Below are 18,122 nucleotides of genomic sequence, written 5' to 3'. Positions count from 1 at the left end.
GGAACTTATGATCTAGTACATTCTGTTAGAGGGAACGCGGAGTGCTGGGAAACTAGCACGCTCCGTGTGGAGCAGGGGAAAAGCTGGAGATCGCATCAAAGGCTTACCTATTGCTACCGATAGTTGAATAAGGATTTACTGGAGTCGGCCAACATACTAATTGTTGGTCTTTTTCTGTCGCATCTGGACGATCATGCGACTTAGCAAAATTGAAGGATTCCATCTTTCGATGTCGAAAAAAGACATAAAGGGAGTGGATTCTTCATGAATATAAATGAAAAAAAGGTTAAAAGATTAGAGTTATATCACCGTTCAATTGACGCAGCATACCAACACTTGAACGATGTACACTATAGCGATGATAATGACAAGGTCTTTATGGCTTTGAAATCTTTGTTAGATTTAATTTTCAGTGCTGATGAAATGCATTTTAATCCAAATTACCATGTTATAAAAGATAATGATAATGACGGAATACCTAAATGGTTTAAGGTACGCAGCAAATTTATTAAAGCATGAAAAAATTTGTTTTGAAGTGCATCAGTTGAAAACCACTCCATTGTTTCGTTTCCCGTTAGTAATACCGGAGGAAGGAATAAAAATGGGAATAATTCAATTGGAATGGATTAAAGTGGATACTTTACCTAGTAAGCGTGAAAACGATCCGAATCTCATTAAACAGAAACAGATTTATAATGAATGCCTTGTTGGGAAGGCGATATTTCATGCAATAGACTTAGGAATTAAATTTCTAAACAAAGAAAAAGAAAAGTTCATTAGAAAATGAATAATTTTTTTAAATAGCTTAACGACGCATCCGGACGCTAATACACAACATAAGCTAGCGTTATTTTATACTCTCTATTCTATTCATAATGAAAGTATCAGAGTTAATTGATATTCTTAATACTATTTCGTAACTTAACTGTTCCATTAACGTCTATAAACAAAAAGAGGAATGGAAATCCATGTTAAAGACTCTTAAATTTTGGTTAACTTTCTTTTCTCTCCTCGTAGTCCTCTATAACATAATGGGGAAGGACGATAAGAATTTATTGATGTTTTTTACAAGTCCACCTTTTTAGATGACAGAATATATGGGGATTGAAATTTCAATGTTGGCTCTCTATTTTTTAACAGTAGCATACCATAGAGTTTTTGGTTCTATCGCATCCTGACGAAACTGTTCATCTTTTTTATTAAGCTAAACATTCCTGTAAGGCCTAAGATTTGGCCTTTGTCAAAAAAGGAGCGCCTCGGTATGATGGGTTTGTCGACGGGTTAATAACCCAACACCATCAAGGAGGCGCTCTAAATATGAAGTTTAAACAATCAGACGGACAAAATCAACGCATTGAACGAATTTCCACATCTCACTTTGTTGTAGGTATAGATATCGCGAAGGAAACCCATGTAGCACAAGCAACTAATTTTCGCGGCATCGTACTTAGTAAGCGACATCTTTCATTCTCAAATACAATTGAAGGATTTGAAAAATTAGAACGATGGATCGAGGGAATTGGGCAGAAACACCACTTAAAGGATCTCATAATCGGCATGGAGCCGACCGGACACTACGGGTATAATCTGGCCAATTGGCTTGCCGACAAGGGCAAGAGCGTTGTTATGGTGAATCCGGCCACCACCAAACGAAACAAGGAAAACCGCGATAATTCTCCCTCCAAAAATGATCCGAAGGATGCGCTTGTCATTGCTGACGTGATCAGCCGAGGCTACTACTATGAATACTCGCGACAAGCAATCGTCTTTCAGAAGTTGCGAACGATTATGAGTGACCGGGAATATTGGGTGACGAATAGTGTACGGCTGCAGAACCGAATCATTCGCTGGTTAGATATTCGGTTCCCCGAGTATTTCTCGGTTTTTAAAGACTGGGCCTGCAAACGTTCCTTAGCTACTCTTAAAGAATTCCCTTCTCCGCAGGATCTAAAGTCACTATCCGTAACAGAGGTGATCACAGGATGGAGAGAGCATATGAAGCGAGCCGGTGGCGCGACTGGCATGCAGAAGGCTGCGCAGCTCATCGCTCACGCTAAGAGTAGTATAGGCGACACGACTGCCCTAAATGAAGCGAAGCAGGATTTACAATGGCTATTACAAGAGTTCGAACGGATGGTTGAGATACTAGAGAGAATTGAAAAGGATATACAAGAGTTGTTCAGCGAAATTCCTATGGCTGATCAGCTTCGATCGATTGGCCTAGGCACGATCTGTATTGCAGCCATTCTATCAGGTGCTGGTGATCTTAGACAGTATGCCCATGGACGTCAATTATTGCGTAAGGCAGGTTTAAACCTGGCCGAAAGCACTTCGGGGAAACGCAAGGGACAGATCATGCTTTCTAAACGGGGCGATGCTACGCTGCGAAAATATCTGTATCTGGCCACGCTCCAACTCGTTGGAAATCATCCTATGTTCCGACAGCTGCATGAGAATAATGTCCAGGTCAAACAAATGAAAAAGCAACAATCGGTATTTAAACTGCTTGGAAAACTAGCACGAATCATCATCGGCATTGTTCATAGGGGAGAAGCTTTTTCTCCTGAAAAGGCTGACCCTACCTGCAATCAAGCTGCTTAAAACTGATTAAACGATCACGTATATTGACTCATTCGCAGGATTTTACAAAGAAAGCACGGAGGACCGAGTTCCTGCCCGATAAGGGCTCAGACCCGTCAGCTAAACGTTATCGGTCTCCACGCCTTGGTCAGGTGTAACGAAGGAATGTAAGGGCATAGACCCGTAGAGTCGTGGGATGGTGAACCCCCAAGGAAATTGTGGAGTATGCGTGCAGAAGAAAAACACTTGGAGAATTGCTTCATACGTTTCTTCTGTTCCCGCATACCCAAGATTAGTACAACGGTGTCTAATGAGCTTACTCTCCGAACAGCAACTGTATTCCAAGGCGACGAAATCCTGCGAATGAGTGAGTATATATGAGATAAACCCTTAAAACCGAGGGACGGGCAGAATAGTGAAAAGCACCTGGTACACATTGTTAGAATTCATGGGCATACTAATCCCTGAGAAAATGTGGGGTGATACCTAAGTGCAAAAACTAAAAATTACGTTATTACTTTTACTATGGCTGAACATGGTAACGGTAAATTTAGCATTCGCAAGAAATGGATTAGATGAAAACTTAATTACAATTTATATAAACTCAATAAACGAAAAAAAATGGTCTGACATACCTGATTTATGGGTTAAGGGTCAACGTGACAAGCTTATTAACTTTTTTAACAACAAGCAAAATAAACACCAGAAGGTTGGGTTACTCAATATCTATAAAGCCCAAATTGTCGCTTCTAAGCAAATACCCTACGAATACGGAAAAATTTATATACCTACTCGTTATATCGAGACTTTTGTCGAGCCTCATATTTTTTATGCGGCTGTTTACTATGAAGTATTTAGTGAGGACAAATATCACATAAACGGAGTAAATTACTTCTTTATAGTTACCGTATTAGAGGGTGGTAAAAGAAAAATTGTCCTTACCCCATTGGTTCCCGTTAACCAAATTATCAGAGAGGGGTATGGATATGGAACAGCAGACGAAAAGACATTTGACGACAGGAGAATAAAATACGTTCATTAATGCCTAGTCAATTGAACTCCCTCGGTATGATTTGATTATCTCATGCAAGCTTGTCTATTCGGAGGGTTTTATCCCTTTAGAAATGACATTAAAAAACATCATAGCTAACAAACAAAAAGGCATTTTGTAATTATTCTGGAGGATATTTATATGTAGCTAAGTGAGTATGATTAATCAATTTAACTCTAGATTTAGATGAAATCTCATAGGTCATTCGGTCCTTCCCTATTGGGACCCAGTGTCCACCATCGGTAGGTTCGATTTCAAATATAATTTCCAATATAAAACCACGGAAGCCATTTACTCTTCTTGTTTCAATCACTTCAATTTTCCATGGAGCGACAGCAGGTGAGAAATCACTAAAAATCTTCGGATAATAATAGTTATGCAAATCTTGTTCAATATAAGGTGAAAGCAAGTTCATAAGCATATCCTGTAACCGAAGTTCTTCAGAGTCTTGAGTTGGTTTATCAGATGAAAAGGTTGTTGTTTGAAAACAAGTAATAAGAACAAGGGATAGGATAAAAGTGATGGGAATCTTTTTCATTTTTCAATACACCTCTTTACGACTTTATCTAATTAAATGTATTGTTACCTTTTCTGAATAAGGTATGTGCTTATTAACGAAACACGTTAGTTAAAGATCTGTGCTTACGAACCAGATTCCCTTCTATAGTAAAGGGAATCTGGTTTTTTCATGCAGATACCGAATTAACGTATATTCTCTGCATCCCTTGTCATCAGGTTAGCAAAATAGTCCGATTAATATCCGCGTATATCGGTTCTTTTTGGTATTCAGCAGAATCGCCCCAAATCTTATATTTGCAATGATGTTGGAATATGAATGGGGTAGCGAAGGAGACGGAATTGTCTTGAAGAAGCGAAGCGTTCGCCTACATGCTTTCCAAAGGAAAGCTACATCGAAAGCATTGGCTTGTCCTCTAATTTCAATCCCACAAAGGATCACCCTCCTCAGATGAATGAAAGAGGATTACAAGCATATCATTTAAATAAGAACGAGCTTTCTTATTCGGCAAAAAGTCTCATTCGGAGGTATATCATTCATGAAGTTTAGCCTATCAACGAAAGTGATGTTAATCTATGGGACGGTATTGTTAGTGATCATCTCGCTGACCTTCGGGTTATCTTATACGGGAACGGTAGGGAAGTTAGGAAATGATTTAAATGATACGAACCTAGCTTTATTGAAGCAAGTGGATCAAAAAATTGAAGTGGCTTTTCGTCAGACGGAGAAGGATCTACTAACCCTAATGAATGAGCTTGAGTTCGTATATTTCATGTACGACAGTTATATGGATGATGGACAAAGATATAGTAATTTATATGGACTAAACACAAAGATGCGAAATTTCATTAATACGAATCCACAATTCTCATCGATCTATGTATATTCTGAAGTAAGTGATCAGATTGTAACGGACAAGGCCTATATGAAGGAAGTACCTCTAGTTAATAACTGGATCGATGATTATTTGGACATGCCTGAATATTTCAAATGGTTAACGACACATCCGATCTGGGATGGAAATGGGAACCAAGATGTCATTACTTTAGTGCGATCGTACCCAACGATCAGTAGTCCAGGGTATCGCAAGGGAATGGTAGCGGTCAACATAAATGAACAGGTTATCTACGATATGGTTAATGCTGTTTATGAAGATAGTGAAATAGGTCATATGTTTATTATCGATCGAGATGGAAATATCGTGACACATGATGATAAGACTCAGATCTATCGTAATATTAAAGAACTTCCTCATATCAAAAGTGTGCTCACCAAACAAGGAAGTGGGATCTTTATAAGTGAGCTTAATGGAGACCGCCAATCGGTATTTTACCGTGATTCTGGATATACGGGTTGGAAACTAATCAGTATTGTGCCGGAGTCTCAAATCTACGAGCCGATTCGGGTGACGCGTAATCTGCTGACCGCGTTAGCTGTAGGAATGATCCTATTGGCGTTGGTCGTCCTCTTTTACGTGAGTCGTTGGACATTCAAACCACTTCATCAATTAGTTGGCAAGATGTCAGGGGCCTATACATTCGATCCAACAGAAGAACGTAGGGATGTGGGGTTACCCTATTTAGAGAGGGTGTTTGATCAGTTATTACTGGATCGAGAACATCTTCAGCAACACGTTAGGGATTCGAAGCCAGCGCTAAAGTGGCGGATTATGATGGATATGCTCGTAGGCTATCGAACGGATTATTTAGCAATTCTTCACCACTTAGAATTCGTAGGTGTGCATTTATTTCCAGATCGTTTTCTTGTCTGTACGGCGGAGATTAATAAAGAAGGAATAGACTTAAGAGCCCAGGATGAAACACTATACACCTATGCATTCTGTAATGTAGCAGAGGAAATGATTAACGAGGAAAATGCAGGCATTGCAATAGATGTGGGAGGCGGGCGTGCAGCCGTGATCTTAAGTTTTGCAGAAGGTGACACGGAACAGAATCACTTGCGAGCGCTTGCGATTATGGAACTGATCATCGATATGATGAAGAAACAATTCGATCTAGATGTGACGGTTGGAGTAGGTCGAAGTTATAGTGAAATGAAGGATATCCCTAAGTCGTACGATGAATCGCAAAAGGCACTTCATTACAAAATGGTATTCGGTCACCACTCCGTCATCTCCATAGAAGACTTGCAACCCCTGGATAGTCAAGACTATTATCGACTCATTCGTATGGCAGATCGAATAACGGATGCACTGAGACTGACCGATTCCGTGAAGTTGAAGGCATATGTACAAGAGACTTTTCGTGAGGCAATCGATAGAAATCTCCCTCCTGATCTGATACGTCAGCTATCCTTCGATCTGATCATCAAGTCGGTGCAGTCCGTTGGTTCGACCGGGATTGATCTGAAAGAATCCATGAGCCAACTTGAAAGTATGTATGAGTTAATTAATCGGAGCGGGAACTTGAAAGAGATGGAAAGGATCGTATTCCAGTTTCTTGAGGAAATAGCGGCCAAGATCAAAGTCAAACGGAATCACAGGGGAAGTAACGATACCATTGAACGAATTCTGATCTATATAGGAGATCATTTTCATGAAAATGATCTTTCCTTGGACAGGTTAGCACAAGAGTTCCATTTAAGCGCAACCTATATTAGTAAACAGTTTAAGGAATATACGGAAAGTAATTTCATTGATTATTTGATTGGAATACGTATGAATGCTTCTCAGAAGTATTTGGAGGGAAAAGATATGAAAGTGAACGAGATTTCTGAAGCAGTGGGTTATCAGAACACACGCAGCTTTCTTCGAACTTTTAAGAAATACACTGGAATGACTCCATTAGAATATCGGACACGGGCACAGATGAGAAATACGAATGAATCAAGCCCAAATAACGATTGAAATGTGAAGACATGTATCGGAAATAATCTTCTTTCATGTGGAGGATTAACCTATACATGTTTTTGTTTTTCTTAGGATAGAAGACTAATAAACCGTGTCATTATAGGGATATTTACTACATATCACAAGAAAATGAACCCTGTATAAGAATCGTGAATGTACATTTTGCAAGAATAGTCATCCTGTTCAGAACGTGTCTATTTCTAAATATGTGATCACAGGTTACGATCGGTTTGCCCCCACAGAAAGGATGAACCAGAAATGAAAGATAAACGTTCCACTCTTCGTAGTCGATTCATACGAGACAGACATTTGTATCTGATGTTGTTACCTGTAATTGTGTTTTATATCGTATTCAAATATGCTCCGATGCTTGGCGAGATGATCGCATTTAAAGACTATCGCTTAGGGGATGGAATATTCGGAAGCAAATGGGTCGGATATAAACATTTCGAGAGTTTGTTCGGAAGTATTGATTTCTGGCGAGTTCTTCGTAATACATTGGTACTGAACCTATACAGTCTTGTCTTTGGTTTTCCAGTACCCATTATTTTAGCGCTCTTACTGAATGAAGTTCGAAAAGAATGGTATAAGAGGACTGTACAGAATCTGTTGTATTTACCTCACTTTATATCATGGGTCGTCTTAGGAGGAATCTTCATTGCTATTCTTTCTCCGAGTACAGGTGTCGTAAATGCGATCCTCGAGAATGTATTTGGGATTGAACCTATATATTTTATGGCCGATTCTAGATGGTGGCCTGTTGCGTATACATTATCGGGTATATGGAGAGAAGCGGGATGGGGTACAATTCTCTATTTAGCAGCGATGTCTTCCATTGACCCACAGCTCTACGAAGCGGCAAAGATTGATGGCGCGAGTAAGCTACGTCAGATCTGGCATATCACACTTCCGGGGATTCGAAGTACGGTGGCAATACTGCTAGTTCTACGGATGGGTAATATGTTAGATGTAGGACTTGAGCAAACATTAATCTTACAGAATCAGTCTGTGTTGGATGTAGCCGATGTGATTAGTACATACGTCTATCGCGTTGGTCTACAAAATATGAACTACAGTTATACGACAGCATTAGGATTATTCCAATCACTAGTTAGCCTGATTCTGGTTGTAGGTGTTAATAGGTTAACCCGAGTGTTCGGGGAAAGGGGACTCTGGTAACCCATGATCATTCGAAAAGACAATCTATCGCTCTGGTCTCGATTAGGATCGTCGGCTAATTACGTTATACTGGGTGCTTTTTCACTCGCTGCACTATATCCGTTGTGGTATGTCATTGTGTCTTCATTGAGTAGTAGTAGGGCCATAACGGCAGGTGAGGTCTCGCTGTGGCCCGTTGAATTTAATACAGAAGCGTACTTTCGATTATTCGATGACGGTCAACTTTTCGTTGCCATGGGCAATACGATCTTAGTCACCCTTGTAGGGACGCTACTGAATATGGTGTTAACGACATTAGCCGCGTATCCATTATCCAGAAAGAGACTAAAAGGACGGAATCTACTGTTGATGTTTATCATTTTTACAATGATATTTACTACTGGAGTCATTCCGAACTTCATACTTGTGAAGTCATTGGGACTTATGGATACGTATTGGTCATTATGGTTACCGGCACTCGTCAGTACCTATAATATGTTCGTCATGAAATCATTTATGGAAGGATTACCCGAAGAAATTGAGGAATCAGCGGCAATTGATGGTGCTGGTGACTGGCGAATCCTTGTTCAAATTATACTTCCTTTATGCAAACCGATTATGGCTGCGTTGTCCTTGTTCTATGCCGTGAGCTGGTGGAATTCTTACTTCAACGTGTTGCTATATATTACGAAGAGTACCCAACAGACATTAACACTGAAACTCTATCAGATGATTCTCCAAGTAAATCAAAGTCTTTTGAATAATGGTAGTGAAGGCGTCGATCAAGTGATGCTAACCCCAGAAGGAATTAAAGCAGCTGCGATCGTAATTGCGGTTACTCCCATTCTCATTGTGTATCCGTTCTTGCAGAAGCATTTCGTCAAAGGTGTGCTACTTGGTTCCGTTAAAGGATAATATCATCGAACGATAAGTTCTTGATATAGATGTAGGTACTATGATTAGAAAAGGGGATGAAACATGAGAATTTCGAAGCGTATGTGGAAGTCAGTTGTAGCGGCGAGTTTGTGCATGATCATGTTGGTAGCTTGCAGTAATAATGGTGCGTCGGAGAAACCATCAGAACCAACGACTCCAGCTACAACAAACACCGATTCTAATCCAACAGAACCAAAGAAAGAAATCAGTATTTCCGCCTTTGATCGTGGAAGTGTGCCTACAGAGGAAGGAAGCTACGAGGATAACCGTTGGACGAAATGGATCAATGAGAATTCACCTGCTACAGTCAACTGGATTCCCGTTGATCGTGGGCAGGCTCAGCAGAAGTTAAGTACACTCATCGCTTCCGGAAGTGCACCCGATTTGATCTGGGAATACGATCGGAATTATATCGCTCAATTAGCAAATCAAGGAGCTATCCAACCTATTGACGGGTATATCGAACAGTACAGCACAACATTGAAGAAATATTTAGAAGAACATCCTCAATTAAAATCAGCGATGACTATTAACGGAAAAATGTATGCGGTTACAAGTGAACGGAGTATTGAGTCCATTGCCAATAATGGCATGTGGATTCGTCAGGATTGGCTCGACAAGCTACAATTAAAAGCACCAACAACAGTGGAAGAACTGATTGAAGTGGCTAAAAAGTTCAAAGAAGAAGATCCAGATGGTAACGGTCAAGATGACACGGTACCTATCGTTTTTAACGGAAATGCAGTTCAAATTATGCGTGCGTTCTTCTTCACTAATGAGAACCAGTGGTATTTAGAAGATGGACAAATGAAGTATGCAAGAACGTTAGATCGGTTTACCGATTCACTTGCTTTTCAGAAATCATTATTCGACCAAGGCTTAATCGATAAAGAGTATATAACAGATAGTAATTTCCAACGTGCTAGTCAACTATGGACGACAGGTAAGGCAGGGATCTATTTCGCGAATTGGAGTATGGATAATGAAATTCGTGATCTAAAGACAAACGTTCCGGATGCCAAGTTAGCTCCACTAGAATCTGTAGCAAGTAAGTATGGAAAAAATGGTCTCTATCAAGAATTACCCTCCAATGTTCTGGTCGCATTCAATAGTAACATGGATAAGGAGCGCGTCGAAACAGCTGTCAAATTCCTAGATTGGATGTTAGAAAAGGGTTGGATGAGTATGAAATTCGGTGAAGAGGATGTCCATTACACGCTGGTAAATGGTGAAGTTCCGCAAAGGCTTGATTCAGATAAATATCGTCAGGAAGTAGCCTATGCGAACGAATATGCTATTCTTAGTCAATGGAATACTAAGGCAGAATGGATCCCAGTCATGGCTGCACAAGATCCGCTTTCCCAAGAAATTGCTCAAGCAAAAGCCAAAGCGTTAGAAGTAGCTCTTAAGAATGAATACCGTAGAGACATCGCATTCAGCCCAGATTTACCCGAAGTTAGCCAATTAATTGCAACCTTTGCCCCTATTGCAACACAAATCGAAGTAAAGGTAGTGACGGGTGGTAAAGCATTAAGTCCTGAAGAGGGAATGGAGCAGGTTCGCAAAGAATGGAAACGCCTTGGTGGTGAGAATGTCGAGAAGCTAGCGCAAGAATGGTACGAAAAGAATAAGGAATTCTTGAAATAAGAAATCCAAGTAGCGCTGGTTCATAAGTGAGAGTACGGATTCTAATGATCATAATCAATAGAATCCGTCAAAGGAGTGATAGTACATGTTCAGATTAAGATATATACTAGCCGGGTGTATTGTATTTATTCTCCTATTTTCCGTATCCATAGTTACATTCTTAGTTAAATCACCAGAAGCAACAACGTATGCAAGCGATAATACTCCCGAACTAACGATCGCTGATTTCGAAAGTGCTGATGAGGCTTGGGATTTCTTAATCGGAAGTGGGGGAGCTCTTGGAAACGGTGAATTCAGTAGAGATTCAACCATGTATAAAACAGGGAGATCTGCTGGCAAACTTCAACTAGATTTCAGTAGCAATTCTACCTATACCAATAGTTATGTTTCATTAGAGAAGTACTTATTTAAACGTATTTTACCTACGAATGCCCTCGAACTTAGTTTTTGGGTAAAGACATCGGATATGGCAAAGTTTGATATCATCTTGGTGGATAACACGAATCAGAACCATCAGCAGACGATTAGCCTGAATCCAACAACAGATTGGCAGAAAGTAACCGTGAACTCTTTTACATCGGGACTAAATTATACGAAGTGGGGCGGGAGTGACGACGGTGTATGGCATGGTCCGCTTAAAAAAATTCATTTCAAACTGACCAAAGCTTCAATGAAGTCAGGTGTAACGAAGGGTTCGATTTGGTTAGATAATATTCAGGTGAAGGTCGAAACACCGGATCTAGCCATTGCACAGGTGCAGGTTGGAAATGTATTTGCAGGTAATCACCAACCAGCATCCTTTAACATTCTAACCACGGGTAATACGATTAAATGGAGTACCCTTAATGCGTGGGGAGAGCCGGTATCTTCTGGAACTGCTCTAGTCAAGAAGGGAAAATATCAGCTTAAACTAAGGATGCCTGAAGAAGGATACTATAAATTGAAGGTTGAAGCATTTCAATTGGGGGTCATTGTAAAGACGACAGAAACGACTTTTGCTATACTTCCTGAGTTCGATCTATCTACTGTAACGGAATCTCCGTTTGGGATTCAAACACATTATGGTATCAATTGGAATAAAGAAATGATTCCACTTCTTAAATATGCGGGCACTAAAAATGTGCGAGAATCCTTCTATTGGTCGGAAATTGAGGTTAATAAAGGACAATACTCGTATAATCCGAAGTTCACCCTCCCGATGCAATCTTTTAAAGAATTCAACATTGACCCTTTCCTCGTTCTCGCGTTTAGCAATAAACATTATGATGGAGGGAAGACACCGTATACAGAAGAAGCTCATACGGCATACGCGAATTATGTGAAGTCCATGCTTGAGAAGTTCGGTAACCAGTTGAAGTCGGTCGAAATATGGAATGAGTTCAATCTACCCTTTTTCGGTGGTAATGGTCCCGCAGACTCTAGAGCAGATGTCTACTTCAATTTATTAAAGAAAGGCTATGAAACTTCCAAATTAGTTCGTCCTGATCTGAATGTTGTTGGAGGAGCTACGGCAGGAATTCCACAAGAATGGCTTGAAGATGTGTTTGAGCTCGGTGGACTTGATTATATGGATACCTTATCCGTTCATCCTTACCGCTATCCGCAAACCCCCGAGGGATTATTAGAAGAAATAGATAGTCTGAATCAGCTTGTGCGCAATCACAATGACGGGGAGACAATCCCACTATGGTTCTCGGAGGTTGGATGGCCAACGCATATGAACCCAACAGGTGTGGATGAGAATACGCAGGCTGCATATTTAATTCGTACTTATGTTCTCAGTATGGCAGCGGGTGTCGAGAAGATCTTCTGGTATAACTTGATGGACACAGGAACGGATAAACTTAACAATGAGCATAATTTCGGAATCATCCATAATACGGGTGACGCTTTAGGTTCTTATACACCTAAACCTTCGTATGTTGCTCTTTCTACACTTACAAGACAGTTAACGAATGCGAATGTGGTAAGCCAGGATATAACGGATGGCCTTTATCATTATAAGTTCGAGAAGAATACTAAAAATATTCACGTATTATGGTCCATGGACAAGAAAGATGTAACTTTGAACACGCATAATCCAGTTATAGTAACAGATATGATGGGACGGAAAACCACATATAAATCAGTGCAAGGGAAAGTATACCTTACCTTGACAGGAGAACCTCTTTTTGTTCAAGGGACTGTAGACAGTATTGTTCAAGGGAGTCCAATCTCTCTTCATAGTGAACCTGCGTATACTAACGATCCGATAGCACTTACGTTACAAGTTAGTGATCTGGGGCAAGTGGGACCTTTCAAGGCCAAGATTAACTTCAATGGGATAACACGAGAAATTTCTGTGAATGCCCCTGGAGATTATTCTGTTGAGTTCCCAGGTATAGATCGGATTGGAACACAAATGGGGTCAGCGTCACTACGTTCTAAGATGGGAGAGTTTGCAGGATTACTCGAGACCGTAGAGATCCATCAAGCAGAACTACTTTTGTCAAAACATGTGGTGAAGAATAGTGCTGACATGATGGAAGTAACCATTGTAAATGAAAGACCAACAGAACGTCGATTAACGAAGATGGATTGGAGTATTGGTTCATCTGTGGGATCAGAAGTTTATGATGTCGTTATTCCAGGGAATACCGTTCAAACAGTCGACTTCCCATTGGTAGGATTGACTAATGGCACGCTACAAGCGTATCAATTTAAGTTGTATATGGAAGATGGGGCGATATTACAAAGTGAAGGCAATGTTAAGGTTGTTCCAGCCGAGGCAAGAGTTCCATTAGTATATCGTTCGGTCTATTCCATGGATGATGTAGAAGATTTAGTGGGGATTAATCTTCTTACAGATGTAAATTCAAGAATTGGTTCCCACCAAGGTTCTGAGGATTTCAGTGGTACGTTATGGACTACTTATGATCAAGATAATCTGTATATGACTGCACGAGTCCATGACGATGTCTATTCACAGACGAAGCAAGGCGGAGAAATCTGGTCAGGGGATAGCATCCAGTTTGCCATATCTGCGGGGATGCCGGGCGAGAATTTACAATGGTATGAGTATGGCATGGCCTTAACCCCCCTAGGGCCGGAACTCTATCGATGGATGGCACCACAGGGAATTGAGCCGGGATCCATCCCCAATCCTAACTTGCAAGTTACCAGAGATGAGGTGACAAAGGATACGATATACCAGTTAGCCCTCCCATGGGATCAATTAACACCGATCGTTCCGAGCGATGGAATCCTTAGTCTATCCATAGTCATCAATGAGAATGATGGTAATGGTCGTAAAGGTTATGTAGAGTGGGGCAGTGGTATTGGTTCAAGTAAGCAGTCCTCTTTATTCAAGCCCATTCAATTACAGCTAGCGAACTTCGAAGATCCGGATTGAAAATCTAGAAGGTGAGGGAGTTAAGGATGAGCCTGCAAAGACAATCTTTCGATCACAAAGAGCTGTTATTGGAGAAGGTCATGTCACAGGAAAAGGACTACGACCCACTTGTGAACATGTTACTACGACCATTACACACGCCAGGATATCATACGACACTAACATTCGATAGCTCTCCTTTTGTTCATCCTACACATCCTTCGTTACAATATGCTGTTGGTTTGTTAAATACGGGCGATCATGAATATGTTGAGAGAGCTTGTAAAATCATTCAACGCGTTCTTACTTTGCAAGCCCGTGATTCAGAGCGAGATACTTACGGTATATGGCCATGGTTCTATGAGGAGCCCTTAACGCAGATGGCTCCTCCGGATTGGAATTGGGCTGACTTTTGCGGGAAGGAACTTGTGCTTGCGGCACTACTTCATGGTCATCGGCTACCGGAAGAGTTAAAAGAGCAGATTCGCCAAGGGATATGTTGTGCTTGTGATGCGATCATGATCCGCGATATGGGACCTCATTATACGAATATTTCGATTATGGGGGCATTTGTGACATTGAGCGCTGGCGAATTGTATGGTAGACAGGACTATGTGGATTATGCATTGCAGAGACTGGAAAAGTTGAAGCAATATACGGAAGGGTTAAGGACTTTTCAGGAATTTAACAGTCCACATTATACCGTTATTGCCATTGTTGAGTTGTCCAAGATCCATACGTACGCTACCAACCCAAGGGCAAAGGAAATAGTCTCAGAGTTGCTAGAAATAGGTTGGCGCATGGTAGCAGAACATTATCATCCAAGTACTCAGCAATGGGCTGGCCCACATAGTCGCAGTTATAGTACGCTACTAACGAATAAAATAAAATCGTTCTTACAAATAACTACGGATAACAGGTTATCTTTCTTTTCTAAGTCCGAACTCGAATATGATGCAGAATGGTATGGTAGCGGGTGTCAATGCCCAGAAGCTTACTTGGATCTATTCATGAATGCGGATACTAGTGTTCTTGAGCAACCCTACTATCGCAATGAGGATACGGGATTCGTCAAATGGGCGAAGACTACGATGACGCCTCGATATACAATCGGGATGTTTAAAGATGAAATTATGTGGAATCAGACACGAGGGTTGGTCGCTTATTTCGAGAATAATGCTTCAACTACGTACTTGCAGATGCGATGTTTGCATGAGGGGTATGATTATTGCTCAGCGGTACTTAGCGTTACGGAAGAAGCGGGTCATCTCCTACTCGGGGTAAGATTTCTTACGAATGGTGGGGATACGCATCCTGGTCTGGATCGTATTGATGGCAGTATAGAAGCAACAGATCTTCGAATTCGTTTGGAATTCGGTGGTTGTCTTGATGGAGTCAGCGTGACAACGAAAAAGACGAAAGCAGAAGTAGAGATAGATGGAATACCTTTGCATGTGGATAACGTATATGCTGCTTTCGATATGGGCTTGGATAGCGAACAGCAACGAGGGTGGGAAGTGAATATAAAGGAAGAAAGTGTTGGATTGGATCTGGTTATATATACTGGTGAGCGGAGAACAATTGACTTCCATAAGCTGAATAGAGCTGCCTTTCTCTTCTCATTGGCTATTGGAGAGACGGTAGAGAATCTACCAGAAGTACGGGTAGTTGAGGAAGTGAATCATGTAACAGCACAAGTCATAACAAGCCATCTGAATCGCCTTCCATACGAAATTTCCGTATCATTACAGCCAAATGATATCCATCCAGTCTAGATATAATGAAAGCCTCCATGGTGTTAACATGGAGGCTCTCTGTCACCTATGAGGTAGTTATTCATCCAGCTTCTCAGACAATAACATGAGAACCAGTCCCTGACCATACAGTGTAGGATGGCAAGGGATTTCATTATAGGCCTCGATCGAAGGCATGACGGGTGTGCCTCCCGATACGCCGGAGACCTCTCCGTTTGGGAGGACCTTGTAAACAATGGCTTTCAGTGCCCTATGGGCTGAATCCTGATAAGAGATATCTAGAATACCTAGACGAATAGCTTTTAGAATACCGCAGGCAATTCCAGCACTACCCGAAGTTTCTGAATAGAAATCAGGACGATCCAAGACCGTAGACCACAGACCATCGCCTTGCTGAAAGTCTATGAGTCCTTGCATCATATTACGATAGCGTGCCATAGCTTCTTCTGATAGCGTCGCGATCCCTTCTAACTCTTGTATAATCATGGGTGTTCCCACCGCGATCCAAGCATTCGCACGAGTCCATCGAGCCGCAGACATATGGTCTTGGGCTATACAATTCCATCCATGAAACATGACACCTGTGTCTGGGTCTTCAAGTAATTTTAAGTGAATCTCTAACTGTTTAACTGCTTCGATAGCGTATGAACGATCGCCAGTAACACGAGCAAGACGAGCTAAGAAGAGTACAGCCATAAAGATCGTATCGGCCCATACTTGTTCTGGAAAACTAACATTTTCGGTGACGGTATGCTCGAAGGCACCTTCACGTGTTCGCGGGGCTTCTGTAAGCATCCATTGTCCAACACGAAGGGATTCCTCTAGAAAAAGGTTATCATGTGTGTATTCATAGAGTGCGGGAAAGATAGCAAAGGGTGCCATAGCATTGATAACACTTGCTTGTTCCTTTGTTGGTATATTTGTGTGAGCCCATTTGATGAGATCATCGAGAACGTCCTTATGATGTGTATTCTCAAAATATGATAGGATTGCGATGACACCAACGCCGGGAACCCAGTCCCAGTGCTGAATATCCATTCCCCAATTCCCAGTATGATCCATTATCATATAATGATAGACCTGGTCTGCAGTATGTTGTATAACATCGTGAGAAATCGCGTTTGCCATTTGATATCCCTCCAAGACATGTGAAATATACAATTAATATACAATATGAGATGAGAAGAATCTTGGTCGATCGTCCTATTCATTTGGGGTATTGTCTTAATTCTTAATTCTTAATTATTCAGAATTGTGGAAGGGTGATCTATTCGTGAAGATGGAATTGCGGAGCATGGAAAAGAATTGGCTAGACCATCAACGTGCTGTTGTCGATGAATTAACGAATGCAACACTGATGGATTTTCCAGCACATTGTTCGTATCGAACAACTCGTTTAGAGCAACCAACTTTTCATTGCCATAGTGGATATGAGCTCTATTTATGCATACAAGGCAAGGGACAATTTATTGTTGGTGAACGGATACATACGTTAGGGGTGGGGACGTTTACGGTGGTTAAGCCAAAAGCGTTACATGTATCACAACCCCATAACAATGTTCCTTTTCATCGGTTTATCCTAGCCGTAGAGAAAAGTTATATCGAACAATTGTATGGTGAAGACCGATCATGCTTATTGAGCATTGGGCAATGGCTACCTGATCCAGACAGTGATTCAATACATATTCAGCTTAATAGCCAACAGTTATTACGTGTGCAGGAAATACTAACCCAATTAGAATGGGAATTAAAACATAAACAGTCTTGTTATCCTTTGGTTGTCAAAAGTCTGCTTCTGCAATTATTTGCACAGTTGGGTCGATATCACACGACATCATCGGAAATGAATCGGAGTGTGAATGATACACAGAAACATATAGTCGAGGGGATTCTCAGTTATATGATGGAGCATTATCATGAATCTCTTAATGCAGATCTATTGTGTGAACATTTCTATGTGTCACGTTCTACGTTATTTCGGATATTTAAAATGAACACAGGAGTTACCATGAATGAATTTCTGGTCAAGATTCGGATGGCTAAGGCGAAAGATCTATTACAAGGAACAAGTATGCCCATAACTGCAGTAGCTGGGAATGTTGGGGTTCAAGATATCTCCCACTTTTGCCATACTTTTAAACGGTTATTCGGCATGACCCCAAGTGAATATCGTTCCATATATACCCCCTTAAGTCACTCATTCCTCTTATGAAGTTGATTAAGGCAATATGATAGTTCTT

General features: G+C 41.0%; 12 protein-coding genes. 10 read left to right on the top strand and 2 right to left on the bottom strand.

What is annotated here, in order from left to right:
- Positions 1-264 precede the first annotated feature (264 nt).
- The 3 genes from AC1D7X_RS17755 (at position 265) to AC1D7X_RS17745 (ending at position 3,622) form a co-directional block, all read left to right on the top strand.
- Positions 265-519, top strand: coding sequence for a hypothetical protein (locus tag AC1D7X_RS17755; protein WP_495475796.1), 255 nt, complete (start codon positions 265-267; stop codon positions 517-519).
- Positions 520-1,317: 798 nt separating this feature from the next.
- Positions 1,318-2,601 (top strand): IS110 family RNA-guided transposase, encoded by a 1,284-nt coding sequence (locus AC1D7X_RS17750; protein WP_495475795.1) that lies wholly within the window; start codon positions 1,318-1,320, stop codon positions 2,599-2,601.
- A 469-nt stretch (positions 2,602-3,070) separates the two neighbouring features.
- A complete protein-coding gene (locus AC1D7X_RS17745; protein ID WP_495457527.1) occupies positions 3,071-3,622 on the top strand; it encodes a hypothetical protein in 552 nt (183 codons plus the stop codon).
- 130 nt (positions 3,623-3,752) lie between these two features.
- On the opposite strand, the gene AC1D7X_RS17740 is transcribed toward AC1D7X_RS17745, so the two are convergent.
- Positions 3,753-4,169 carry a DUF3888 domain-containing protein gene (locus tag AC1D7X_RS17740; RefSeq protein ID WP_495457528.1) on the bottom strand — a complete coding sequence of 139 codons (417 nt, stop codon included), beginning with the start codon at positions 4,167-4,169 and terminating at the stop codon, positions 3,753-3,755.
- Between the two features lie 517 nt (positions 4,170-4,686).
- On the opposite strand from AC1D7X_RS17740, the gene AC1D7X_RS17735 reads away from it, so the two are divergent.
- The 6 genes from AC1D7X_RS17735 (at position 4,687) to AC1D7X_RS17710 (ending at position 15,903) form a co-directional block, all read left to right on the top strand.
- Positions 4,687-7,014: a cache domain-containing protein gene (locus AC1D7X_RS17735; protein ID WP_495457529.1), complete on the top strand. Its 2,328-nt coding sequence runs from the start codon at positions 4,687-4,689 to the stop codon at positions 7,012-7,014.
- A gap of 261 nt (positions 7,015-7,275) precedes the next feature.
- Positions 7,276-8,196, top strand: coding sequence for an ABC transporter permease (locus AC1D7X_RS17730; RefSeq protein ID WP_495457530.1), 921 nt, complete (start codon positions 7,276-7,278; stop codon positions 8,194-8,196).
- 3 nt (positions 8,197-8,199) lie between these two features.
- Positions 8,200-9,090: a carbohydrate ABC transporter permease gene (locus tag AC1D7X_RS17725; protein WP_495457531.1), complete on the top strand. Its 891-nt coding sequence runs from the start codon at positions 8,200-8,202 to the stop codon at positions 9,088-9,090.
- A 63-nt stretch (positions 9,091-9,153) separates the two neighbouring features.
- The gene (locus AC1D7X_RS17720; protein WP_495475794.1) at positions 9,154-10,758 is read left to right on the top strand and encodes an extracellular solute-binding protein; all 1,605 of its coding nucleotides are present in this window, start codon (positions 9,154-9,156) and stop codon (positions 10,756-10,758) included.
- An 85-nt stretch (positions 10,759-10,843) separates the two neighbouring features.
- Positions 10,844-14,149, top strand: coding sequence for a sugar-binding protein (locus AC1D7X_RS17715; protein WP_495475793.1), 3,306 nt, complete (start codon positions 10,844-10,846; stop codon positions 14,147-14,149).
- A 26-nt stretch (positions 14,150-14,175) separates the two neighbouring features.
- Positions 14,176-15,903, top strand: coding sequence for a DUF8769 domain-containing protein (locus tag AC1D7X_RS17710; RefSeq protein ID WP_495475792.1), 1,728 nt, complete (start codon positions 14,176-14,178; stop codon positions 15,901-15,903).
- Between the two features lie 57 nt (positions 15,904-15,960).
- Here the strand turns inward: AC1D7X_RS17710 and AC1D7X_RS17705 are convergent, their stop codons facing one another.
- Positions 15,961-17,010: a glycoside hydrolase family 88/105 protein gene (locus AC1D7X_RS17705; RefSeq protein WP_495457535.1), complete on the bottom strand. Its 1,050-nt coding sequence runs from the start codon at positions 17,008-17,010 to the stop codon at positions 15,961-15,963.
- A 151-nt stretch (positions 17,011-17,161) separates the two neighbouring features.
- Between AC1D7X_RS17705 and AC1D7X_RS17700 the strand changes: the two genes are divergently transcribed.
- Complete coding sequence (locus AC1D7X_RS17700; protein WP_495475801.1) at positions 17,162-18,094, top strand: helix-turn-helix domain-containing protein; 933 nt, start codon at positions 17,162-17,164, stop codon at positions 18,092-18,094.
- Positions 18,095-18,122 lie beyond the last annotated feature (28 nt).

Source organism: Paenibacillus sp. Y568 (assembly GCF_059445545.1).
The sequence above is the reverse complement of the archived record's forward strand: the minus strand, read 5'-3'. Positions and strand labels throughout refer to the sequence as shown.

Bases quoted from the DNA above. Each gene is read 5' to 3' on its own strand.
- AC1D7X_RS17750 (WP_495475795.1), top strand. From the start codon at position 1,318: ATGAAGTTTAAACAATCAGACGGACAAAATCAACGCATTGAACGAATT.
- AC1D7X_RS17715 (WP_495475793.1), top strand. From the start codon at position 10,844: ATGTTCAGATTAAGATATATACTAGCCGGGTGTATTGTATTTATTCTC.
- AC1D7X_RS17755 (WP_495475796.1), top strand. From the start codon at position 265: ATGAATATAAATGAAAAAAAGGTTAAAAGATTAGAGTTATATCACCGT.
- AC1D7X_RS17740 (WP_495457528.1), bottom strand. From the start codon at position 4,169: ATGAAAAAGATTCCCATCACTTTTATCCTATCCCTTGTTCTTATTACT.
- AC1D7X_RS17700 (WP_495475801.1), top strand. From the start codon at position 17,162: ATGGAATTGCGGAGCATGGAAAAGAATTGGCTAGACCATCAACGTGCT.
- AC1D7X_RS17710 (WP_495475792.1), top strand. From the start codon at position 14,176: ATGAGCCTGCAAAGACAATCTTTCGATCACAAAGAGCTGTTATTGGAG.
- AC1D7X_RS17735 (WP_495457529.1), top strand. From the start codon at position 4,687: ATGAAGTTTAGCCTATCAACGAAAGTGATGTTAATCTATGGGACGGTA.
- AC1D7X_RS17720 (WP_495475794.1), top strand. From the start codon at position 9,154: ATGAGAATTTCGAAGCGTATGTGGAAGTCAGTTGTAGCGGCGAGTTTG.
- AC1D7X_RS17730 (WP_495457530.1), top strand. From the start codon at position 7,276: ATGAAAGATAAACGTTCCACTCTTCGTAGTCGATTCATACGAGACAGA.
- AC1D7X_RS17705 (WP_495457535.1), bottom strand. From the start codon at position 17,010: ATGGCAAACGCGATTTCTCACGATGTTATACAACATACTGCAGACCAG.
- AC1D7X_RS17725 (WP_495457531.1), top strand. From the start codon at position 8,200: ATGATCATTCGAAAAGACAATCTATCGCTCTGGTCTCGATTAGGATCG.